The organism is Serratia sp. SA088, assembly GCF_049065515.1.
GTDB lineage: Bacteria > Pseudomonadota > Gammaproteobacteria > Enterobacterales > Enterobacteriaceae > Serratia > Serratia nematodiphila.
This window is the reverse complement of the sequence record NZ_JBAKGW010000002.1, coordinates 629,063-650,997: the sequence shown is the minus strand read 5'-3', so window position 1 is coordinate 650,997 and position 21,935 is coordinate 629,063. Positions and strand designations below refer to the sequence as shown.

17 protein-coding genes are annotated in these 21,935 nt (G+C 58.6%); 15 read left to right on the top strand and 2 right to left on the bottom strand.

Annotation, left to right across the window (positions count from 1 at the left end; genetic code table 11):
• Positions 1–77: 77 nt before the first annotated feature.
• From rpsA to lpxK, 5 genes are all read left to right on the top strand, one after another.
• Positions 78–1,751, top strand: a complete 1,674-nt coding sequence (rpsA, locus tag ACOWVD_RS08220) for a 30S ribosomal protein S1 (RefSeq protein ID WP_004928267.1) — start codon at positions 78–80, stop codon at positions 1,749–1,751.
• 62 nt (positions 1,752–1,813) lie between these two features.
• Positions 1,814–2,098 carry an integration host factor subunit beta gene (ihfB, locus tag ACOWVD_RS08215; protein WP_004928264.1) on the top strand — a complete coding sequence of 95 codons (285 nt, stop codon included), beginning with the start codon at positions 1,814–1,816 and terminating at the stop codon, positions 2,096–2,098.
• Positions 2,099–2,368: 270 nt separating this feature from the next.
• Positions 2,369–4,645, top strand: coding sequence for a ComEC family protein (locus ACOWVD_RS08210; RefSeq protein ID WP_405050889.1), 2,277 nt, complete (start codon positions 2,369–2,371; stop codon positions 4,643–4,645).
• Positions 4,646–4,680: 35 nt separating this feature from the next.
• The gene (gene msbA / locus ACOWVD_RS08205; protein WP_021504329.1) at positions 4,681–6,429 is read left to right on the top strand and encodes a lipid A ABC transporter ATP-binding protein/permease MsbA; all 1,749 of its coding nucleotides are present in this window, start codon (positions 4,681–4,683) and stop codon (positions 6,427–6,429) included.
• Positions 6,429–7,409: a tetraacyldisaccharide 4'-kinase gene (gene lpxK / locus ACOWVD_RS08200; protein ID WP_164095251.1), complete on the top strand. Its 981-nt coding sequence runs from the start codon at positions 6,429–6,431 to the stop codon at positions 7,407–7,409. The genes msbA and lpxK overlap by 1 nt, the downstream gene beginning before the upstream one ends.
• A 2-nt stretch (positions 7,410–7,411) precedes the next feature.
• Here the strand turns inward: lpxK and ACOWVD_RS08195 are convergent, their stop codons facing one another.
• Positions 7,412–8,818 carry a 2-oxoadipate dioxygenase/decarboxylase HglS gene (locus ACOWVD_RS08195; protein WP_049241138.1) on the bottom strand — a complete coding sequence of 469 codons (1,407 nt, stop codon included), beginning with the start codon at positions 8,816–8,818 and terminating at the stop codon, positions 7,412–7,414.
• A gap of 525 nt (positions 8,819–9,343) precedes the next feature.
• Between ACOWVD_RS08195 and cspE the strand changes: the two genes are divergently transcribed.
• From cspE to ACOWVD_RS08165, 6 genes are all read left to right on the top strand, one after another.
• Entirely contained in the window at positions 9,344–9,553 is a 210-nt protein-coding gene (cspE, locus tag ACOWVD_RS08190; RefSeq protein ID WP_004928244.1) for a transcription antiterminator/RNA stability regulator CspE, read from the top strand.
• Positions 9,554–9,776: 223 nt separating this feature from the next.
• Positions 9,777–9,998: a cold-shock protein gene (locus ACOWVD_RS08185; protein WP_004928241.1), complete on the top strand. Its 222-nt coding sequence runs from the start codon at positions 9,777–9,779 to the stop codon at positions 9,996–9,998.
• Between the two features lie 113 nt (positions 9,999–10,111).
• Positions 10,112–11,338: a winged helix-turn-helix domain-containing protein gene (locus ACOWVD_RS08180; RefSeq protein ID WP_049241142.1), complete on the top strand. Its 1,227-nt coding sequence runs from the start codon at positions 10,112–10,114 to the stop codon at positions 11,336–11,338.
• 298 nt (positions 11,339–11,636) lie between these two features.
• A complete protein-coding gene (locus ACOWVD_RS08175) occupies positions 11,637–11,819 on the top strand; it encodes a Trm112 family protein (RefSeq protein ID WP_004928237.1) in 183 nt (60 codons plus the stop codon).
• Positions 11,816–12,565 (top strand): 3-deoxy-manno-octulosonate cytidylyltransferase, encoded by a 750-nt coding sequence (gene kdsB / locus ACOWVD_RS08170; protein WP_004928235.1) that lies wholly within the window; start codon positions 11,816–11,818, stop codon positions 12,563–12,565. The genes ACOWVD_RS08175 and kdsB overlap by 4 nt, the downstream gene beginning before the upstream one ends.
• Before the next feature lie 150 nt (positions 12,566–12,715).
• Positions 12,716–13,612 (top strand): YcbJ family phosphotransferase, encoded by an 897-nt coding sequence (locus tag ACOWVD_RS08165; protein WP_015377332.1) that lies wholly within the window; start codon positions 12,716–12,718, stop codon positions 13,610–13,612.
• 7 nt (positions 13,613–13,619) lie between these two features.
• On the opposite strand, the gene elyC is transcribed toward ACOWVD_RS08165, so the two are convergent.
• Complete coding sequence (gene elyC / locus ACOWVD_RS08160) at positions 13,620–14,393, bottom strand: envelope biogenesis factor ElyC (protein ID WP_197800738.1); 774 nt, start codon at positions 14,391–14,393, stop codon at positions 13,620–13,622.
• Between the two features lie 152 nt (positions 14,394–14,545).
• Between elyC and cmoM the strand changes: the two genes are divergently transcribed.
• Genes cmoM through mukB form a run of 4 tightly spaced genes read left to right on the top strand, consistent with a single transcriptional unit; the run spans position 14,546 to position 21,804 of the window.
• Positions 14,546–15,331 (top strand): tRNA uridine 5-oxyacetic acid(34) methyltransferase CmoM, encoded by a 786-nt coding sequence (gene cmoM / locus ACOWVD_RS08155; protein WP_004928230.1) that lies wholly within the window; start codon positions 14,546–14,548, stop codon positions 15,329–15,331.
• Positions 15,328–16,650: a chromosome partition protein MukF gene (mukF, locus tag ACOWVD_RS08150; RefSeq protein ID WP_015377335.1), complete on the top strand. Its 1,323-nt coding sequence runs from the start codon at positions 15,328–15,330 to the stop codon at positions 16,648–16,650. Before cmoM ends, mukF begins: the two co-directional genes overlap by 4 nt.
• A complete protein-coding gene (mukE, locus tag ACOWVD_RS08145) occupies positions 16,631–17,359 on the top strand; it encodes a chromosome partition protein MukE (RefSeq protein WP_004928226.1) in 729 nt (242 codons plus the stop codon). The genes mukF and mukE overlap by 20 nt, the downstream gene beginning before the upstream one ends.
• Entirely contained in the window at positions 17,356–21,804 is a 4,449-nt protein-coding gene (gene mukB, locus ACOWVD_RS08140; protein ID WP_016928310.1) for a chromosome partition protein MukB, read from the top strand. Before mukE ends, mukB begins: the two co-directional genes overlap by 4 nt.
• Positions 21,805–21,935 lie beyond the last annotated feature (131 nt).

The following is a 21,935-nucleotide window of genomic DNA, read 5'->3' as shown; positions in this document are numbered from 1 at the left end:
GGCGGGGTATGTGAAACAACCCCATTCGGCGGGACGCTAAATGGACGTTAAACTAAAGAACCCTGAAGATTAACAACATGACTGAATCTTTCGCTCAACTCTTTGAAGAATCCTTAAAAGAAATCGAAACCCGCCCGGGTTCCATCGTTCGTGGCGTCGTTGTTGCTATCGACAAAGATATCGTACTGGTTGACGCCGGTCTGAAATCTGAGTCTGCCATCCCGGCTGAGCAATTCAAAAACGCCCAGGGCGAGCTGGAAATCCAGGTTGGTGACGAAGTTGACGTTGCTCTGGATGCTGTTGAAGACGGCTTCGGTGAAACCCTGCTGTCCCGTGAGAAAGCTAAGCGTCACGAAGCTTGGATCACGCTGGAAAAAGCCTACGAAGAAGCTGAGACTGTAACCGGTGTTATCAACGGCAAAGTGAAGGGTGGCTTCACCGTCGAGCTGAACGGCATCCGCGCGTTCCTGCCAGGTTCTCTGGTTGACGTGCGTCCGGTACGTGACACTCTGCACCTGGAAGGCAAAGAGCTTGAGTTCAAAGTCATCAAGCTGGATCAGAAGCGCAACAACGTTGTCGTTTCTCGCCGTGCGGTTATCGAATCCGAGAACAGCGCTGAGCGCGATCAACTGCTGGAAAACCTGCAGGAAGGCATGGAAGTTAAAGGTATCGTTAAGAACCTCACTGACTACGGTGCATTCGTTGATCTGGGCGGCGTAGACGGCCTGCTGCACATCACTGACATGGCTTGGAAACGCGTTAAGCACCCAAGCGAAATCGTCAATGTTGGCGATGAAATCACTGTTAAAGTGCTGAAGTTCGACCGCGAGCGTACTCGTGTATCCCTGGGCCTGAAACAGCTGGGCGAAGATCCATGGGTTGCTATCGCGAAACGTTACCCAGAAGGCACCAAGCTGACTGGCCGTGTAACCAACCTGACTGATTACGGCTGCTTCGTAGAAATCGAAGAAGGCGTTGAAGGTCTGGTACACGTTTCTGAAATGGATTGGACCAACAAAAACATCCATCCGTCCAAAGTTGTTAACGTGGGCGATGTAGTGGAAGTGATGGTTCTGGACATCGATGAAGAACGTCGTCGTATCTCCCTGGGCCTGAAGCAGTGCAAATCCAACCCATGGCAGCAGTTCGCAGAAACCCACAACAAGGGCGACCGCGTTGAAGGTAAAATCAAGTCTATCACTGACTTCGGTATCTTCATCGGCCTGGACGGCGGCATCGACGGCCTGGTTCACCTGTCTGACATCTCCTGGAACGTTGCAGGCGAAGAAGCAGTACGTGAATACAAGAAAGGCGACGAAATCGCTGCTGTTGTTCTGCAAGTTGACGCAGAGCGCGAGCGTATCTCCCTGGGCGTGAAACAACTGGCTGAAGACCCGTTCAATAACTACCTGTCTATGAACAAGAAAGGTGCTATTGTTACTGGTAAAGTCACTGCAGTTGACGCCAAAGGTGCTACAGTTGAATTGGCAGGCGGCGTAGAAGGTTACCTGCGTGCATCTGAAGCCTCTCGCGACCGCATTGAAGATGCAACTCTGGTTCTGAACGTAGGTGACGAAGTTGAAGCTAAATTCACCGGCGTTGACCGTAAGAACCGCGTTGTAAGCCTGTCCGTACGTGCTAAGGACGAAGCTGACGAGAAAGACGCCATCGCAACTGTTAACAACAAACAGGAAGAAGGCAACTTCTCTAACGCAATGGCTGAAGCTTTCAAAGCGGCTAAAGGCGAGTAATGACGGGGGGCGGTCGCTGACCGCCCCAATACGGTAGTTTAGCTGCAAAGCTTGGAGGTACTATGACCAAGTCTGAACTTATTGAAAGACTTGCTGGCCAGCAATCTCATATTCCGGCGAAGGCCGTTGAGGATGCAGTGAAAGAGATGCTTGAGCACATGGCCGCTACGCTGGCCGAGGGCGAACGCATTGAGATCCGCGGATTCGGCAGTTTTTCTCTTCACTACCGTGCCCCGCGTGTAGGCCGCAACCCGAAAACCGGTGACAAAGTCGAGCTGGACGGCAAGTACGTTCCTCACTTCAAACCAGGCAAAGAGTTGCGTGACCGCGCCAATATCTATGGCTAGTCGCTGACTGATCATAGCGTTGTTGCTTGTAAAGAATATAAAACGGTGCCTGTAAGGCGCCGTTTTTTTTCGCCTGCGATTCTCCACGATACGCTTGTGAATTGCGTACTGCGCCGCATTTGCGGTGTAGTTGCTGCATAAACCTCTCTTACCCTGGCGTGATCGCCGCATTCTCGCTAAAGCCCGCTGGTCGCGACATGCCGCTTGACTCATCCTGTTTGCCTGCCGTAACGCGCTTGTGCGCGTGGCGGGTGCGATGGGAGAAGAACGATCAAAATTTCGCTGAATCTGGCGATATTCGCCGTTATCTGCGGCATCCTGCCGCTGCTGATTTTACCGCAGTTGCCAGAACTATGGCTGCTGTGGCCGATGCTGTTTGTCGGCTGCTTGCTGTTGCGCGCGCGTTGGCCGTTCTGCCGCTATTTGGCCTGCCTGGGATTGGGATTCACATGGGCGGTTTTCAACGCCGGAAGCCTGCTCGGGCAAATGGAGCGCTTAACTCGCATGCCGGACGTGACGGCGGTGGTGCAGGTGAGCAGCGTCGCGCTGGAGCCCGCCGCCAGTAAACAGACGCTGATGCGCATCGAGCGGGTCGACGGTCATTGGTTGGCGCCTGCGCTGGCGTTTACCACGACGTGGGCTCCCGAACGGCAGCGGCTGTGCGCCGGGCAGCGTTGGCAATTGAAACTGCGCCTGCGGCCGGTACATGGCAAGCTCAATGAAGGCGGATTTGACAGCCAACGTTGGGCGATTGCCCAGCGCCAGCCGTTGACGGGGCGGGTCAGGCAGGCAAGTTTGCTGGATGGCGATTGCGGGCTGCGCCAGCGCATCATCAGCCATGCGGAAACCAACATCGGTGAATTGCGTTACAAGGCGGTATTGCTGGCGCTGGCGTTTGGGGAACGAACCGCGCTGGAGCAGGCTTTGCGCACGCTGATGCTGAAAACCGGCATCGCTCACCTGATGGCCATTTCAGGGTTGCATGTGGCGATGGTCGCCATTTTGTTCTGGGCCGCGTTGCGAGCGCTGCAGTTTTTTCTTCCCGCCCATTTGATTGGCTATCGCTTTCCATTGGTCGCAGGCTGGGTGGCGACGCTGATCTATGTTTGGTTGGTGGGCGCCCAACCGCCGGCGGTGCGTACCGCGTTGGCGATGACGCTGTGGATGCTGTTGCGCTTGCGCGGCGTTCATTGTTCTTCCTGGCAAGTGTGGCTGTGGTGTATCGGGCTGATTTTGCTGTGCGATCCGTTGGCGGTTTTGTCAGACAGTTTTTGGCTGTCGGTGCTGGCGGTGGGGTGTTTGATTTTTTGGTTTGAATGGGCACCGCTCAGCGAGCGATTTCGCTCGGCCTGGTATTGGGCGCCGGTACGCTGGCTGCATATTCAGTTGGGCATGACGTTGTTGCTGGTACCGATGCAGGTCGCGCTGTTTTTAGGTCTGACGCTGACCTCGCTGCCTGCCAACCTTTGGGCTGTGCCCATCGTCTCATTGGTGACGGTGCCGTTGATTTTGCTGGCGGTGATCGGCGGCGTCTTCCCCTCGCTAAGTTACGGGCTTTGGTGGTTGGCAGATTTCACGTTGAGCGGGGTGTTTGTGCCGCTGCATTACCTGCAACGCGGTTGGGTGGATTTGGGGGCCGCCTCGCTGCTGGCCAGCATAGCGGGATGGCTTATCGTTATCTGCTGGCGCTTTCATTGGTGGTGGCGCTATGCGCCGGGGCTGGCGGCGGTGGCGATATGCTGCGTGTTGTGGCGTGGCAAAGCGCCGGACTATCGCTGGCGCGTCGATATGCTTGATGTCGGGCACGGGTTGGCGGTGGTTATCGAGCAAAACGGCAAGGGGATACTGTACGATACCGGCGATCGTTGGCCCACGGGCAGCGCTGCCGAACGGCATATCTTACCGATGTTGAACTGGCGGAATATTGAACTGGAGCAGATCATTATCAGCCATATTCACCTCGATCATATCGGCGGGCTGCCGGTGATGCGGCGGGCGTTTCCGCAGGCGACGGTGCGCAGCCCGATACGCGGGGAAGGACACTTGCCCTGCATCGCCGGGGAGCGTTGGCGCTGGCAATCGCTGCAATTCGAGGTGCTGTGGCCACCGAAAACGCGCAAAAGGCCGGTCAATGACGACTCCTGCGTGATCCGCATCGACGATGGGCAATTCAGTTTGCTGCTCACCGGCGATGCGGAAAAGCAGGCGGAGGCGCAGCTGTTACGGTTGCGGCGCGATCGCTTGGCGGCAACGGTGTTGCAGGTGGGGCATCACGGCAGCAAGACGTCCTCGACGCCGCCGTTTCTGCGCGCGGTCAATCCCGAAGTGGCGCTGGCCTCCGCATCGCGTTACAACAAATGGCGATTGCCGGCGCGGAAAGTGGTCGCCAGATACCGGGCAAATGGCATCCAATGGCGCGATACGACGCGCTCCGGTCAGTTATCGGTACTTTTTTTCGACAACGATTGGCAAATTAAAGGCTTTCGCGAACAATTAATGCCCCGTTGGTACCATCAGCGGTTTGGCGTAGAGGGTGATAATGAGTAAAATAGGCCGCTATTTCTTCCGATGCTGGTATTTGCATGATGAATGATAAAGATCTCTCGACCTGGCAGACGTTCCGTCGACTCTGGCCGATGATCACTCCTTTTAAGACCGGGCTGATTGTGGCCGCCATTGCGTTGATTATGAACGCAGCGGGGGACACGCTGATGCTGTCTCTGCTTAAACCGCTATTGGACGATGGGTTTGGAAAAACCGACAGCAGCGTGCTGGTATGGATGCCGTTGGCGGTGATTGCGCTGATGTTGATGCGCGGCGTGACCAGTTTTGTTTCAAGCTACTGCATTTCCTGGGTTTCCGGCATGGTGGTGATGCAAATGCGCCGCCGCCTGTTTGGCCACATGATGAGAATGCCGGTAGCCTTCTTCGATCAGCAGTCCACCGGGACTTTGCTGTCGCGCATTACCTATGATTCCGAGCAGGTAGCTTCCTCCTCTTCCAGCGCGCTGGTGACCGTGGTGCGTGAAGGAGCCTCGATCATTGGCCTGTTCATCATGATGTTCTACTACAGCTGGCAGCTGTCGGTGATCCTGATCGTGCTGGCGCCGATCGTCTCCATCGCCATTCGCCTGGTGTCCAAGCGTTTCCGCAACATCAGCAAGAACATGCAGAACACCATGGGGCAGGTCACCACCAGCGCCGAGCAGATGCTGAAAGGCCATAAAGAAGTGCTGATCTTCGGCGGCCAGCAGGTGGAAACCGAGCGCTTTAACTCGGTGAGCAACCGCATGCGCCAACAGGGCATGAAACTGGTCTCCGCGTCTTCCATTTCCGATCCGATCATTCAGCTGATTGCTTCGCTGGCCCTGGCGTTCGTGCTGTTTGCCGCCAGCTTCCCAAGCGTGATGGAAACCCTGACTGCCGGCACCATTACCGTGGTGTTCTCGTCGATGATCGCGCTGATGCGTCCGCTGAAGTCGCTGACCAACGTCAATGCCCAGTTCCAGCGAGGGATGGCGGCCTGTCAGACGCTGTTCTCCATTTTGGATATGGAACAGGAAAAAGACACCGGCACCCGCGAAGTGAAGCGTGCGAAAGGCGATATCGAATTCCGCAACGTCACCTTCTACTACCCGGCCAAAGAAACGCCGGCGCTGCGTGATATCAACCTGAAAATCGCCGAAGGCAAGACCGTCGCGTTGGTGGGCCGTTCCGGTTCGGGTAAATCCACCATCGCCAACCTGCTGACGCGCTTCTACGATATTCAGGAAGGCGAAATCCTGATGGATGGCCACGATCTGCGTGAATATACCCTGGCCTCGCTGCGCAATCAGGTGGCCCTGGTTTCGCAAAACGTGCACCTGTTCAACGACACCATCGCCAACAACATCGCCTATGCGCGTGAGAGCGAATACAGCCGCGAGCAGATTGAGAAAGCGGCGGAAATGGCGTACGCGATGGACTTCATCAACAAGATGGAAAACGGTCTGGATACGGTGATCGGTGAAAACGGCGTGATGCTGTCCGGCGGCCAACGCCAGCGCATTGCCATCGCGCGTGCTTTGCTGCGCGATTGCCCGATCCTGATCCTGGATGAGGCGACGTCTGCGCTGGATACCGAATCCGAGCGTGCCATTCAGGCCGCGCTGGACGAGCTGCAGAAAGACCGCACTTCGCTGGTGATCGCGCACCGTCTGTCGACCATTGAGAAGGCGGACGAGATCCTGGTGGTGGAGGACGGCCGCATCGTCGAACGGGGTGAACACGCCGAGTTGCTTGAGCGCCAAGGCGCCTATGCGCAGCTGCACCGCATGCAGTTTGGTCAATAATGATTGAGCGCATCTGGTCCGGCGGTTCGTTGCTTTATCTGGCGCTATTGCCGCTCTCGTGGCTCTATGGCTTGTTCAGTTGGCTGATCCGTCTCAGTTACCGCTGCGGCCTGCGTAAAAGTTGGCGTTCGCCGGCGCCGGTAGTGGTGGTGGGTAACCTCACCGCCGGCGGCAACGGCAAAACGCCGATGGTGATTTGGCTGGTGGAACACCTGCAACAACGGGGTTATCGCGTTGGCGTGGTGTCACGCGGTTACGGCGGCAAGTCGGCGGTTTATCCGCTGGTGCTTGGTCAGAATACGTCGACCCGCGAGGCGGGCGATGAGCCGGTGCTGATTTATCAACGTACCGGTGCGCCTGTGGCGATCGCGCCCAAGCGAGCCGAGGCGGTGCAGGCCCTGCTGCAACAACAGCCGCTGGATGTGATCATCACCGACGACGGCTTGCAGCATTACGCTTTACAGCGTGACTTCGAGCTGGTGGTCATCGACGGTGTGCGTCGTTTCGGCAACGGCTGGTGGTTGCCGGCCGGGCCGATGCGCGAGCGCGCCGCGCGGCTTGGCAGCGTCGATGCGCGCGTCGCCAATGGCGGCGTGGCGCAGGCAGGGGAAATTGCCATGCGCCTGCAGGCGCGTGATGCGGTGAACCTGCTGAGCGGTGAACGTCGCCCGGCGGCCGAGCTGCCGCGCGTGGTGGCGATGGCGGGCATCGGCCATCCGCCGCGTTTCTTCGCGACGTTGGAAAAGTTGAACGTCGAAGTCGTGCAGGAAGTGGCGTTTGCCGATCATCAGGAATATCAGCAGGAACCGCTGGCGGCGTTGGTTGCAGCCGATCAAACGCTGTTGATGACGGAGAAGGACGCGGTGAAGTGTCGCGCCTTTGCCCAGCCCAATTGGTGGTATTTGCCGGTTGATGCGGTGCTACCGTCCGCTCAGGCTGAGCAACTGCTGCAGGATATCGAGTCCCTGCTGACTAAGTAATCTCAGGATGCCAGCGTGGCAAGCCCCAGGGCTTGCGCGCAGGCTTCCAGCGAACGCTGCTGGGTTTGCTGATACAGCGCCAACTCGTCGATCACCTCACTGCCCAACGCTTGTTCAAACGCTGCCCGGCTGGAAACCGCGTTGTACTGCGCGTGGCGGCTGTCCCCCAGATTCGACTGGAAAATCCCCGCCGCGCTGACCGGCAGAAAATCTTCATACACCAGAGGCTGGAAGCGAACGTGTTCTTTCTCGATCAATTGTTCCAGGGTGCTGTGCTTGTCCAGCGACTCTTTGGCCGCCAGGCCGCATTCGGTCGGGAAATAGCGGAACCAGGCCAACTGTTGCTCACGCAGCGTGGCGTAATCATCCGGAAACGCCCGGAAGTTTTCTTCCAGCAGTTGATAGTAGCGCTCGGCATTCTTCTCGCTCGGCGGCGCCTGTAACGCATCGTTGGTCGCCTGCAGCAAACGGTCATAAAGTTCGCGTCCTTTAGGCGTTAGCGCCACGCCGCGTTGTTCGATCTCGCCGAAGCGCGCGGTATGGTGACCGGCGATGGCGTGGCCGTCGTGCTCAACGAAATCGACGCTTTCTTCCAACGCTTTGAAGCTGGTTTGGCGCAGCAGGATCGCGCGGCGGCGGCGCGGCGGGCCCTCGATGACCGCTTTGGGCGTAATACCGCGGCCGGGCATCGCTTGCTGAACGAGATCGATATCCAGCGTACGTGGTGTCAGATGGTTGATATGCGGCCCTTTAAACGCCACCACGTCGGCGATCAGGCGATGCTGATCGTGCAGCTGCCGGTATTCTTCGGCGCTGACCGTCGCCTGGTTATGCCAGCGGAAGGTTTCCAGCGCTTGTTCGACAAATTCTTGCGCCTGCACTTCATTCAGCCCGCCTTGCGCTTCCTGCAGCGCCATCAGCTCCAGCGCGCGATCGGTAAAGATACGGCGGCGCGCCAGCAAGCGCTCGGCCAGCGCACGCAGCGCGGGATCTTCTATCAGTTCCAGGCGCAGCAGAGAGGTGAACACGCGGAAAGGACTGATCTGCAGCGCGTCTTCGTGTATGGCGCGAAAAGCGGTGGAGTGCACCGGAACGCCCGCCACCGACAGGTCATAGTAACCGACCGGCGCCATGCCCATCACCCGGAACAGGCGGCGCAGGGTGGCCAATTCGTCCGCGGTGCCGACCCGGATCGCGCCGTGGCGCTCCATGGCCAGGCGTTCGATCTCGCCGGTGATTTGCAGTTGATGAGCCAGTGCGGCATCTTCGCGTAGAACCTGCCGGTTGGTTTCCGCCACCAGCTCCAGCAGATCGCCGTACAGCGGTACCTCTTTTTGATACATGTCCGACATCGCGTGAGAGAATCTGGCGCGGATTTCATTAGGTGAAACGAACTGCTGGGCGGTCATGCGCATAGCTCCTTGATTCAGCATAATCTGAAAAATCGTGTTTTTAGCGGCAAAAGTGCTGGCGAAAAAGCCGTCTGCCTTGTTTTCCCCTCAAGTTTAGCCATCTGATTTGGGATTTGTTATAGCGGCGCCAAGCATATTAGAGTTTTATGCGTTAGCTCTCATTTGCAGCGCTCAGACGGGCAAATGATGCCCCGGTGAGGAGAGGAACGCGCTGGATCGGCTGCGGCGAGCGTTAAATTAAGTCATGTATATTCATGGGGATAAAAATAAATTCGGCGTAATGATGAATTTATTGCAATAAACCTCTTGTGCATTCACCATTTTTATGAGTTAATGCAAGTCGGCCTGTAATCCAGACCTATTTATGTTCGAGTTTAGAGTTAAGCAGTTCCTCCAAAAACGTTATCATCCGATTCCGCTTCAAAGACGAACCTTCTAAGTACCTCCCATAAGTAATGTTTCTGAAATGGCCGCAATTGCCTCTTATGGCAGGTTTTGTAAATATATTTAAAGGTAAAAGTAATGTCTAAGAAGACGGGTCAAGTTAAGTGGTTCAACGAAAGCAAAGGTTTTGGTTTCATTGAGCAGCACGACGGCGGCAAAGATGTATTCGTACACTTCTCCGCAATCATGACCGACGGTTTCAAGACCCTGGCTGAAGGCCAGCGCGTCGAGTACACCATCCAGGACAGCCCGCGCGGGCCGGCTGCCGCCAACGTAGTTGCTCTGTAAGAAGACAGGGAACGCGTATAAAGAGATCTTAATACAACCATGGTGACGCTTCAGCGCTGAGTCATGCGGAAGATATTAAGTTCAACAAGCCCGCCTTAGTGCGGGTTTTTTATTTTTTTGCTCACGAGAGGTTTGTTACGAAAAACTTTAGGATGGGCTGGTAGCGTCCAGACAATATAAAAAATGACGTTGTCAAGGATGCTCAAGTAAAAGGATATAAGTTATGTTTAAAAATACTGTGTTAAAAATGGGTCGTGTGAAATGGTTTAATCAGGCCGAAGGCTATGGTTTTATTTCACCGGTAGATGGCAGCGACGAAATCTATGTCAACCGCAACGCTATCGCCAACACCAAAAATAAGTCGTTGAACGAAGGTCAGAACGTTGAGTTCTCGATCTATCGCAGCTCGCATGGGCTGTCCGCGGCAGACGTTATCGCGTTCTGATCGCATCCTCCTTCCTCGCCAGTGCCGGTGTCGCCACCCGCAAGCACTGGCGAAGATAAATCCCGCGATATCCACTATTATCAGGCCATTGCCTACTCGCCACGGATATCAGGATGACCACCCCGACCATTTCCCTTACCGCCGCTCGCGCGCTGCACCTTGCCGCCCAGGGGCTGCTTTCTCCGCTTAAACGCCAGGCTCGGCCCGATGACGTCGTGAGCGCGATCCAGCGCATGGGGCTATTACAAATCGATACCATTAGCGTCGTCGCCCGCAGCCCGTATCTGGTGCTGTTCAGCCGTTTGGGGGCCTATCAGCCGGAGTGGCTGGAGCAGGCGCTCGCCGGCCGCAAGCTGTTCGAGTATTGGGCGCACGAGGCCTGTTTCCTGCCGATCGAGGATTTTGGTCTGTTGCGGCATCGCATGCTGGCGCCGCATGATATGGGCTGGAAATACTCGGCCGACTGGGTGCAGCAGCACCAGGCAGCGATGGACAACCTACTGCGGCACATCGAACAACAGGGGCCGGTGCGTTCCGCCGATTTCAGCGCCGAGAAGAAAGGCAACAGCGGGTGGTGGGACTGGAAACCGGAGAAACGGCACCTGGAGATCCTGTTTACCGCCGGCAAGCTGATGGTGGCCGAGCGTCGCAACTTCCACCGGGTTTACGATCTGACCGAAAGGCTGCTGCCGGCCTGGGACGATGCGCGTCATGCGCTGCCTGCGGAGCGGGCGCGCCGGCAGATGTTGCATCGCACCTGCCGCTATCTGGGCATTTTCCGCGCCGAGTGGTTGGCGGATTATTATCGGCTGAAACGCGTGGCGCCAAAAGCCTTGCTGGCAGAGCTGCAGGCGCAGGGGGAAATTTCACCGGTGCAGGTAGAGGGGCTGGAAGGGCAGTTCTATGTGCATGAATCACTGGCGGAACTGCTGCCGCTGGCGGAGCAGGGCAAACTGAAATCGACGGTCACCAGCCTGCTGTCGCCTTTTGATCCGGTGGTGTGGGATCGCCGCCGGGCGCTCGAACTGTTCAACTTTGACTATCGGCTGGAGTGTTACACGCCGAAAGAAAAACGTCGCTATGGTTACTTCACGTTGCCGGTGCTGCATCGGGGCGAGCTGGTGGGGCGGATTGACGCCAAGGCGCACCGTCGCCAGGGCATCTTCGAGATCATCAGTTTCCATGCGGAGCCGCAGGTGCGCTTCGGTAAACAGCGAACGCAGGACATCCGGCAGGCCATCGCGCGCACGGCCAAATGGCACGGTGCGCAACGCGTCGCGCTGGGCGACATTCCGGCCGCGTTGGCCGCGGAATGGGGTGCCGGCTGGGAAGTGGGATAACGAGCGACGCCGTCGGTGGGGTAAAACGAAGTGAAGCGTCGCTCGTTACAAAGGGGCTCAGTGGCTGAAGTTAGCGAACAGAGCGATGATTTTATGCAGACGTTTGATCATATATCACGGCTTTCTTTTGTGATTTGTGTCACAAAATTCTACGCCGGGATGCGCCGCAGTTCAAGCTGTCGCGCTGACGCAGTGAGGAAATATCGGCGGCTTGGCGCCGCCGATGATTAACCTGAGGCCGGGCGTTATGCTATCCTCACTGCCTTTCCCAGATGACCTATCCCCTAGCGGAGGATGCATGGACCACCGTTTACTCGAAATCGTTGCCTGCCCGGTATGCAACGGCAAACTCTATTTCAATAAAGAAAACCAGGAACTGGTGTGCAAAGCGGACGGGTTGGCTTACCCGCTGCGTGATGGCATTCCGGTGCTGTTGGAAAATGAAGCGCGTGCGCTGTCGCTGGATGAGAAGCACGCATGAGTTTTATCGCTATTATTCCCGCCCGCTATGCCTCAACCCGTTTGCCGGGCAAACCGCTGGCCGATATTCACGGCAAGCCGATGGTGGTGCATGTGATGGAGCGCGCCCGTGAGTCCGGCGCCAGCCGCGTCATCGTGGCGACCGATCATCCTGAAGTCGCCAAAGCGGTGGAAGCCGCCGGCGGCGAAGTGTGCATGACCAGCCCGGATCACCATTCCGGCACCGAGCGTCTGGCGGAAGTGATCGCGCACTACGGCTTTGCCGACGATCAGATCATCGTTAACGTGCAGGGCGACGAACCGCTGATCCCACCCGTTATCGTGCGGCAGGTGGCGGAAAACCTGGCGGGCAGCCAGGCCGGCATGGCGACGTTGGCGGTGCCGATAGAGAGCGCCGAAGAGGCTTTCAACCCCAATGCGGTGAAGGTGGTGATGGACGCGCAGGGCTACGCGCTCTATTTCTCACGCGCCACCATTCCGTGGGATCGCGAGCGTTTCGCCGCGTCGAAAGAGAGCATCGGCGACAGCCTGCTGCGTCATATCGGCATCTACGCATACCGCGCGGGCTTCGTGCGCCGCTACGTCAGCTGGGCGCCGAGCCAACTGGAGCAGATCGAGCTGTTGGAACAGCTGCGCGTGCTGTGGTACGGTGAAAAGATCCACGTGGCGGTCGCGAAAGCGATCCCGAGCGTGGGGGTCGATACGCCGGAAGACCTCCAGCGCGTGCGCGACAGCATTCAACCCTGAGCCTGATTTCGTCGGTGCGCCGCGCAACGCGCCGACGATGCAATACCCCCATTATTGATCCCCGTTTTGTTGATCTGCGTTGAAGAATTTTTCCGCTCGTCGTTCGATGATGTTACGCATCCCCCCTAATTAGCCTGAGGTGAATGCCTTATGGAGCAGTTACGCGCCGAACTGAGCATTGTGCTGGGTGAGTCCATCAGCCGGCTGGAGCGGGTGAGCGAACAGCCTTATGCGCATATGTATTCGCTGTACGATCGGCAGGGCAACGCGATCCCGCTGATGGCGAAAAGCTTTATCTGTCGGGGCATCGCCCAGCAGGAGGCGTACAAGCTGTCGATGCTGGCGCGCGACGGGGATATTCGCCTGCCTACGGTGTATGGTGTGGTGTGTACCCACCAGGCGCCGTATACGGAAATCCTGCTGATCGAGCGCCTGCGCGGCGTGTCGGCTGAGGCGCCGACGCGCTCGCCGGATCGCTGGAATATGCTGATGGAGCAGATCGTTGACGGGATATTGGCCTGGCACCGCATCGACAGCCACGGCAGCGTCGGCAGCGTTGACAGCACGCAGGAGAATGATTGGTTTTGCTGGTATCAACAGCGGGTCGAAGTGCTGTGGGCGACGGTGGTCAATCTCACCACCCCGCAGTTGACCATGGCGGATCGGCGTTTGCTGTACCGCACGCGCGAAGCGCTGACCCATTTCTTCGTCGGCTTCGATGATCCCTGTGTTCTGGTGCACGGTAACTTATCGCTGCGCAGCATGCTGAAAGATCCCAAAAGCGATCAACTGCTGGCGATGCTCAATCCCGGCGTAGTGCTGTGGGCGCCGCGCGAATACGATCTTTTCCGCCTCTGCGAGGCGGGCATGCCCAGCCAGCTGTTGTTCAGCTATCTGCAGCGGGCGCCGGTCGCCGACGCTTTCCTGGCGCGGCGCTGGCTATATGTGGTGTGGGAAGCGGTAGGGCGTTTGATCCATACCGGCAAGCTGGAGCGGCGGCCGTTCGACTATGCGTCTCAACAGCTGCTGCCCTGGCTGGCCGGTTGAACGAGCTTTACTCTGCGCCGGCGCTATCTGCGCCCTTCAGCCATTGCCACAGACTACCCAGCGTTTCATACCAGGCGCGCTCGGTATGGCCGAGGAACATTGACGACGGTGTGGCGCGATCCCAGATATTCAGCGGCGAGTCGATCGCCAACTGGTTGGCCGGCGCCGGGATCGGGTGCAGCCCCTTAGCCTTGAAGAAACGCATGGCGCGCGGCAGATGGTTGGCGGAGGTCACCAGAATGAACGGTTGCTCGCCGACCAATTTGGCGACCTGAGCGGCCTCTTGCTCGGTATCGCGCGGTTCCCCCAAGATCACCATATCACTGCGCGGCACGCCCAGGCTTTCGGCCACCAGCGCCGCAGTGGCGGCGTTGCTTTGCATGGGGCCGGCGGACGCGCCGGTGAACACCATCCTGGCACCGGGATGTGCAAGGTAGAGCCGCACGCCTTCCGTCACGCGCGGCAGACTGTTGCCGAGCAGGTTTGAACTGGGCGCCCAATCGGGATTGTAGGTATAACCCCCGCCCAACACGACGATGTAGCTGACCGGATCGTTACCGCGATAAGTCTGGTATTTGGCTTCGATCGGCCGCAGCAGCCGGTCGGCCACCGGTTGCAGGCTGAAAAGCAGTAAAAACAGCCAGCTCAGCGTGAAAATCGTCTTACCGCTTTTTTGCCAGCGGGTGAACCACAGCAGCAGCAGCGCCAGCCCCATCAGCAGCATCAACAGCGGCAATGGCATCAGCAGGGCGCCAAAGAACTTTTTCAGGTTGAACAGCATCGAAAATCAGATCCTTTTGGGTGAAAAAGCGGCATCCAGGTATAAACAGGCCGCAAGAAGATACATTCTAAGTCAGTCTGTGCCAAAATAGCAGGTTTGAATGGGCGTGCGCTTTGCCGCCGACAAGAATGAGATCAGCGGAGCCGTTGTCCATGCAGGATCGCAATTTTGACGATATTGCTGAAAAATTTGCGCGTAATATTTACGGCACCACGAAAGGAAAAATCCGCCAGGCGGTGGTTTGGCAGGATCTGACCGGGCTGCTGGCGCAGTTGCCGCAGCGGCCGCTGCGCATTCTCGACGCCGGGGGCGGTGAAGGCCATATGGCCTGCCAACTGGCAGAATTAGGACATCAGGTGTTGTTGTGCGATCTTTCTGGTGAGATGATCCAGCGCGCCGCGCTGCTGGCGGAGCAGAAAGGTGTGAGCCAGAACATGCAATTCGTACAAAGTTCTGCGCAGGATATCGCTCAACATTTGGAACAGCCGGTTGATCTGATATTGTTTCATGCAGTGCTTGAATGGATCGCCGAGCCCGAAGCGGCGCTGCAGGCGTTGTATGACTGCCTGACGCCGGGCGGCGCGCTGTCGCTGATGTTCTTCAACGCCAACGGCCTCTTGATGCGCAACGTGGTGTTGGGTAATTTCCAACTGGTGGATCCCGAGGTCAGACGGCGCCGCAAGCGTTCGCTGTCGCCGCAATATCCGCACGATCCGCTATTGGTCTACGGTTGGTTGGAACAGCTGGGCATGCGCATCGGCGGCAAAACCGGCGTGCGGGTGTTCCACGACTATCTGCAGAGCAGACAGCTGCAAACACAAAAATTTGAAGAGTTACTGGCGCTTGAACAGCACTATTGCCGGCAGGAGCCGTACGTGAGTTTGGGGCGCTATATTCACGTCATGGCGCATAAACCAAACCTGAAGGACGAACTATGAGTGAATTTTCCCAGACAGTACCCGAACTGGTCGCCTGGGCACGGAAAAATGATTTCTCTATTTCGCTCCCTACGGAGCGTCTCGCATTTCTGCTCGCCATCGCCACCCTGAACGGCGAACGACTGGACGGCGAGATGAGCGAAGGTGAGCTGGTTGATGCATTTCGCCATGTCAGCAAGGGTTTTGAACAGACGCATGAAACGGTGGCGATGCGCGCCAACAATGCGATTAACGACATGGTGCGCCAGCGCCTGTTGAACCGTTTTACCAGCGAGCTGGCGGACGGCAACGCGATTTACCGCCTGACGCCGCTGGGTATCGGCATTACCGATTACTATATTCGCCAACGCGAATTCTCCACGCTGCGTTTGTCGATGCAGCTGTCGATCGTGGCGCAGGAACTCAAACGCGCCGCCGATGCCGCCGACGAGGGCGGCGACGATTTCCATTGGCACCGCAACGTGTTCGCGCCGTTGAAATATTCGGTGGCGGAAATCTTCGACAGCATCGACATGACCCAACGCGTGATGGACGAGCAGCAGCAGAGCGTGAAGAACGACATCGCGGCGCTGCTGAGCAAAGATTGGCGGGCGGCGATCTCCAGCTGCGAGATGCTGCTGTCGGAAACCTCGGGCACCCTGCGCGAGCTGCAGGATACGCTGGATGCGGCGGGCGATAAGCTGCAGGCCAACCTGCTGCGCATCCAGGACGCAACCCTCGGCAACGTGGAACTGGGTTTCGTTGACAAGTTGGTGTTCGATCTGCAAAGCAAGCTGGATCGCATCATCAGCTGGGGTCAGCAGGCGATCGACCTGTGGATCGGCTACGATCGCCACGTGCATAAATTTATCCGTACCGCTATCGATATGGACAAAAACCGCGTGTTCGCCCAGCGCCTGCGCCAGTCGGTGCAAACCTATTTCGACCACCCGTGGGCGCTGACCCATGCCAATGCCGATCGTCTGCTGGACATGCGCGACGAAGAACTGGCGCTGCGCAGCGATGAAGTGACCGGGGAACTGCCGCCGGATCTGGAGTTCGAAGAGTTCAGCGAGATTCGCGAACAGCTGGCGGCGATGATCGAAGAGGCGCTGAAGGTGTACCAGGAACAGCAGATGCCGCTCAACCTTGCAGCGGTGATGCGCGATTATCTGGCGCAATATCCGCGTGCGCGTCATTTCGACGTGGCACGTTTAGTGGTCGACCAGGCTGTGCGCCTCGGTGTGGCTGAAGCAGATTTCTCAGGGTTGCCGGCGGAATGGCAGGCAATCAATGATTACGGAGCCAAGGTCCAGGCCCATGTCATCGACAAATATTGAACAAGTAATGCCAGTTAAGCTGGCCAAGGCGCTGTCCAACTCGCTGTTTCCGGCATTGGATAGCCAACTGCGCGCGGGTCGTCACATCGGTATCGATGAGCTGGACAACCACGCCTTTTTAATGGATTTCCAGGATGAGCTGGAAGAGTTTTACAACCGTTACAGCGTCGAGCTGATTCGGGCGCCGGAAGGTTTCTTCTATTTGCGCCCGCGCTCCACCACGCTGATCCCGCGTTCGGTGCTGTCCGAGCTGGATATGATGGTGGGTAAGATCTTGTGCTACCTGTATCTCAGCCCCGAGCGCCTGGCGCACGAGGGCATTTTCAGCCATCAGGAGCTGTACGACGAGCTGCTGAGCCTGGCCGATGAGAACAAGCTGCTGAAGTTCGTCAACCAGCGTTCTACCGGTTCGGATCTCGATCGGCAGAAGCTGCACGAAAAGGTGCGCACCTCGCTGAACCGTCTGCGCCGCCTCGGCATGGTCTATTTCATGGGCAATGACAGCAGCAAGTTCCGCATTACCGAGGCGGTGTTCCGCTTCGGCGCTGACGTGCGCAGCGGCGACGATCCGCGTGAAGCGCAGCTGCGCATGATTCGCGACGGCGAGGCGATGCCGGTTGAAACCAGCCTGTCGCTGAACGATGAGAATGACGCTGAGGATCAGCAGGTTGATAACGCTCCTGACGGTGCAGAGGATGAACAGGAATGATTGAACGCGGTAAATTTCGCTCGTTGACGCTAGTTAACTGGAACGGCTTCTTCGCCCGCACCTTTGATCTGGATGAGCTGGTGACCACGCTGTCCGGCGGTAACGGGGCGGGGAAATCCACCACCATGGCGGCCTTCGTCACCGCACTGATCCCCGACCTGACGCTGCTGCACTTCCGTAACACCACCGAAGCGGGCGCCACCAGCGGCTCGCGCGACAAGGGCCTGCACGGCAAGCTGCGCGCCGGCGTGTGTTACTCCACCCTCGACGTCGTCAATTCACGCCACCAGCGCGTGGTGGTTGGCGTGCGTCTGCAGCAGGTGGCGGGGCGCGATCGCAAGGTCGATATCAAACCGTTCACCATTCAGGGGCTGCCGACCGCGGTACAGCCGACTGAATTGCTGACCCAGACCGTGGGTGAGCGCCAGGCGCGCGTGCTGTCGCTGCAAGAGTTGAAAGAGCGCGTGGAAGAGATGGAGGGCGTGCAGTTCAAGCAGTTCAACTCCATCACCGATTACCACTCGCTGATGTTCGATCTGGGCGTGATCCCGAAACGCCTGCGTTCGTCCGCCGATCGCAGCAAGTTCTACCGTCTGATCGAAGCGTCGCTGTACGGCGGTATCTCCAGCGCCATCACCCGCTCGCTGCGTGATTACCTGCTGCCGGAAAACAGCGGCGTGCGCAAGGCGTTCCAGGACATGGAAGCGGCGCTGCGCGAAAACCGCATGACGCTGGAGGCAATCCGCGTCACCCAGTCGGATCGCGACCTGTTCAAGCATCTGATCTCCGAGGCCACCTCCTATGTGGCGGCGGACTATATGCGTCATGCCAATGAACGCCGCATCCATCTGGACGGCGCGCTGGCGCTGCGCAGCGATCTGTTGGGCAGCCGCAAGCAGCTGGCCGCCGAACAGTATCGCCATGTGGAAATGGCGCGTGAGCTGAGCGAGCAGAGCGGCGCCGAATCCGATCTGGAAACCGATTACCAGGCCGCCAGCGACCACCTGAATCTGGTGCAGACGGCGATGCGTCAGCAGGAGAAGATCGAACGCTATGAAGCCGATCTGGAAGAGCTGACCTACCGTCTGGAAGAGCAGAACGAAGTGGTGGCCGAGGCGAGCGAGCAGCAGGCCGAAAACGAAGCGCGCGCCGAAGCGGCCGAGCTGGAAGTGGATGAGCTGAAGAGCCAGCTGGCCGACTACCAGCAGGCGCTCGACGTGCAGCAGACCCGCGCCATTCAGTATCAGCAGGCGCTGCAGGCGTTGGAGCGCGCGCGCGCGCTGTGCCAACTGCCGGACCTGACCGCCGACAACGCCGAGCAGTGGCTGGACACCTTCCAGGCTCGCGAGCAGGAAGCGACCGAAGCGCTGCTGATGCTGGAACAGAAGCTGAGCGTGGCCGACGCCGCGCACGGCCAGTTCGAGCAGGCCTATCAGCTGGTGGGTAAAATCGCCGGTCAGGTCAGCCGCAGCGAAGCCTGGCAGTGCGCGCGCGAATTGCTGCGCGACTGGCCTTCGCAGCAACACCTTGCCGAGCGCGTTCAGCCGCTGCGCCTGCGCCTGAGCGAACTGGAACAGCGCCTGCGCTCGCAGCAGGACGCCGAGCGCTTGCTGCAAGAATTTTGCAAACGCCATGGTCAGGAGTACCAGCCGGACGATCTCGACATGCTGCAGCAGGAGCTGGAAGAACGCCTGGAAGCGCTGTCGCAGAACGTCAGCGAAGCCGGCGAACGCCGCATGGAGATGCGCCAGGAGCTGGAGCAGATCCAGCAGCGCATCCGTGAGCTGACGGCGCGCGCCCCGGTGTGGCTGGCGGCGCAGGACGCCCTGAGCCAGCTCAGCGATCAGAGCGGAGAGCCGCTGGAAAACAGCCAGCAGGTGACCGAATACATGCAGCAGCTGCTGGAGCGCGAGCGTGAAACCACCGTCGAGCGCGACGAGGTGGCGGCCCGCAAGCGCGAAGTAGAAGCGCAGATCGAACGTCTCAGCCAGCCGGGCGGCGCGGAAGATCAACGCCTGGTCACCTTGGCCGAACGTTTCGGCGGCGTGCTGCTGTCGGAAATTTACGATGACGTTACCATCGACGACGCGCCTTACTTCTCGGCGCTGTACGGCCCTTCGCGCCACGCCATCGTGGTGCCGGATCTGTCGCTGGTGCGCGAGATGCTGGAAGGGCTGGAAGATTGCCCGGAAGATCTCTACCTGATCGAAGGGGATCCGCAGTCGTTCGATGACAGCGTATTTGCCGTCGAAGAACAGGACAAAGCGGTGGTGGTGAAGATCGCCGATCGCCAGTGGCGTTATTCCCGCTACCCGGAAGTGCCGCTGTTCGGCCGCGCGGCGCGCGAAAACCGCCTGGAAGTGCTGCATGCCGAGCGTGAAACGCTGGCGGAACGTTATGCCACGCTGTCGTTCGACGTGCAGAAAACCCAGCGTTCGCATCAGGCCTTCAGCCGCTTTATCGGCACCCATCTGGCGGTGGCGTTCGACGCTGACCCGGAAGCGGAGATCCGCGGCCTGAACGCCCGTCGCGGCGAGATCGAGCGTGCGCTGAACAATCACGAAGCGCAGAATCAGCAGCAGCGTCAGCAGTACGACCAGGCCAAAGAGGGCATTTCCGCGCTCAACCGCCTGATGCCGCTGGTGTCGTTGCTGAACGATGAAACGCTGCAGGATCGCGTCGACGAGATCCGTGAAGAGCTGGAAGAAGCACAGGACGCCGCGCGCCACATTCAACAGCACGGGGTGTCGCTGACCAAACTGGAGCCGCTGCTGTCGGTGCTGCAGAGCGATCCGCAGCAGCATGAACAGCTGCAGCAGGACTACGCGCAGGCGCAAAGCGTGCAGCGTCAGGCCAAACAGCAGGCGTTCGCGTTGACAGAAGTGGTGCAGCGCCGCGCGCACTTCAGCTATACCGACTCCGCCGGCATGCAGAATGCCAACAACGATCTCAACGACAAGCTGCGCCAGCGTCTGGAACAGGCGGAAGCCGAACGCGCCCGCGCCCGTGAGCAGCTGCGTCAGTATCAAACCCAGTTCACCCAATACAGCCAGGTGCTGGCCTCGCTGAAAAGCTCGTATGACGCCAAGCGCGACATGCTGAAAGAGCTGAGCCAGGAGCTGGTGGATATCGGCGTGCAGGCCGACGCCAACGCCGAAGCGCGCGCGCGCGCGCGTCGCGACGAGCTGCATGCGGCGCTGAGCAACAACCGCGCTCGCCGCAATCAGCTGGAGAAACAGCTGACCTTCTGCGAAGCCGAAATGGACGGCCTGCAGAAGAAACTGCGCAAGCTGGAACGCGACTACCATCAGCTGCGCGAGCAGGTGGTGACCGCCAAGGCGGGCTGGTGCGCGGTGATGCGCCTGGTGAAAGACAACGGCGTGGAACGCCGTCTGCATCGCCGCGAGCTGGCGTACATGGATGGCGACGAGTTGCGCTCGATGTCGGATAAGGCGCTCGGCGCGCTGCGTCTGGCGGTAGCGGACAACGAACACCTGCGCGACGTGCTGCGCCTGTCGGAAGATCCGAAGCGGCCGGAGCGTAAAATTCAGTTCTATATCGCGGTGTACCAACACCTGCGCGAGCGTATCCGTCAGGATATCATCCGTACCGACGATCCGGTCGAGGCCATCGAGCAGATGGAGATTGAGCTGGGCCGTCTGACCGAAGAACTGACCGCGCGCGAGCAGAAGCTGGCGATCAGTTCGAAAAGCGTGGCCAACATCATTCGCAAAACCATTCAGCGCGAACAGAACCGTATTCGCATGCTGAACCAGGGTCTGCAGGCCGTTGCCTTCGGCCAGGTGAAGAGCGTCCGTCTGAACGTCAATGTGCGCGAAGCACATGCCACTCTGCTGGACGTGCTCTCCGAGCAGCAGGAACAGCATCAGGATCTGTTCAACAGCAACCGCCTGACCTTCTCCGAAGCGCTGGCCAAGCTGTATCAGCGCCTGAATCCGCAGATCGACATGGGGCAGCGCACGCCACAGACCATTGGCGAGGAGTTGCTGGACTACCGCAACTACCTGGAAATGGAAGTTGAGGTGTACCGTGGTTCCGACGGCTGGCTGCGTGCGGAAAGCGGCGCGTTGTCTACCGGTGAAGCCATCGGTACCGGGATGTCAATCCTGGTGATGGTGGTGCAGAGCTGGGAAGAAGAGTCCCGCCGCCTGCGCGGTAAAGATATCTCGCCGTGTCGCCTGCTGTTCCTCGATGAAGCGGCGCGTCTGGATGCCAAGTCGATCGCCACGCTGTTCGAACTGTGCGATCGTCTGGAGATGCAGCTGATCATCGCGGCGCCGGAAAACATCAGTCCGGAGAAGGGCACCACCTATAAACTGGTGCGTAAGGTGTTCCAGAACCACGAGCATGTGCACGTGGTGGGGCTGCGCGGTTTCGCCGGCGAGCCGCCGGCGCTGGGCACTGCGCCGGTCGAAACGCCGTAACGCAGAAAAACGCCCTAAAAATCCGAAAATAGCCGCCGCAGGGTGGCTATTTTTTTGTGCGCGTGGATGATAGTCCTGCTTTTTTATCCGTTGAAAAGCGGTTAGTTTAATCACATAAACAGTTATTCGAC

What these genes read in the sequence shown, in the direction of transcription:
- rpsA (WP_004928267.1), top strand. Translation starts at nt 78, where the DNA reads ATGACTGAATCTTTCGCTCAACTCTTTGAAGAATCCTTAAAAGAAATC.
- ACOWVD_RS08195 (WP_049241138.1), bottom strand. Translation starts at nt 8,818, where the DNA reads ATGACCGCCCAGCAGTTCGTTTCACCTAATGAAATCCGCGCCAGATTC.
- ACOWVD_RS08180 (WP_049241142.1), top strand. Translation starts at nt 10,112, where the DNA reads ATGACCACCCCGACCATTTCCCTTACCGCCGCTCGCGCGCTGCACCTT.
- ACOWVD_RS08175 (WP_004928237.1), top strand. Translation starts at nt 11,637, where the DNA reads ATGGACCACCGTTTACTCGAAATCGTTGCCTGCCCGGTATGCAACGGC.
- mukF (WP_015377335.1), top strand. Translation starts at nt 15,328, where the DNA reads ATGAGTGAATTTTCCCAGACAGTACCCGAACTGGTCGCCTGGGCACGG.
- cmoM (WP_004928230.1), top strand. Translation starts at nt 14,546, where the DNA reads ATGCAGGATCGCAATTTTGACGATATTGCTGAAAAATTTGCGCGTAAT.
- elyC (WP_197800738.1), bottom strand. Translation starts at nt 14,393, where the DNA reads ATGCTGTTCAACCTGAAAAAGTTCTTTGGCGCCCTGCTGATGCCATTG.
- mukE (WP_004928226.1), top strand. Translation starts at nt 16,631, where the DNA reads ATGTCATCGACAAATATTGAACAAGTAATGCCAGTTAAGCTGGCCAAG.
- kdsB (WP_004928235.1), top strand. Translation starts at nt 11,816, where the DNA reads ATGAGTTTTATCGCTATTATTCCCGCCCGCTATGCCTCAACCCGTTTG.
- ihfB (WP_004928264.1), top strand. Translation starts at nt 1,814, where the DNA reads ATGACCAAGTCTGAACTTATTGAAAGACTTGCTGGCCAGCAATCTCAT.
- lpxK (WP_164095251.1), top strand. Translation starts at nt 6,429, where the DNA reads ATGATTGAGCGCATCTGGTCCGGCGGTTCGTTGCTTTATCTGGCGCTA.
- msbA (WP_021504329.1), top strand. Translation starts at nt 4,681, where the DNA reads ATGATGAATGATAAAGATCTCTCGACCTGGCAGACGTTCCGTCGACTC.
- cspE (WP_004928244.1), top strand. Translation starts at nt 9,344, where the DNA reads ATGTCTAAGAAGACGGGTCAAGTTAAGTGGTTCAACGAAAGCAAAGGT.
- ACOWVD_RS08185 (WP_004928241.1), top strand. Translation starts at nt 9,777, where the DNA reads ATGTTTAAAAATACTGTGTTAAAAATGGGTCGTGTGAAATGGTTTAAT.
- mukB (WP_016928310.1), top strand. Translation starts at nt 17,356, where the DNA reads ATGATTGAACGCGGTAAATTTCGCTCGTTGACGCTAGTTAACTGGAAC.
- ACOWVD_RS08165 (WP_015377332.1), top strand. Translation starts at nt 12,716, where the DNA reads ATGGAGCAGTTACGCGCCGAACTGAGCATTGTGCTGGGTGAGTCCATC.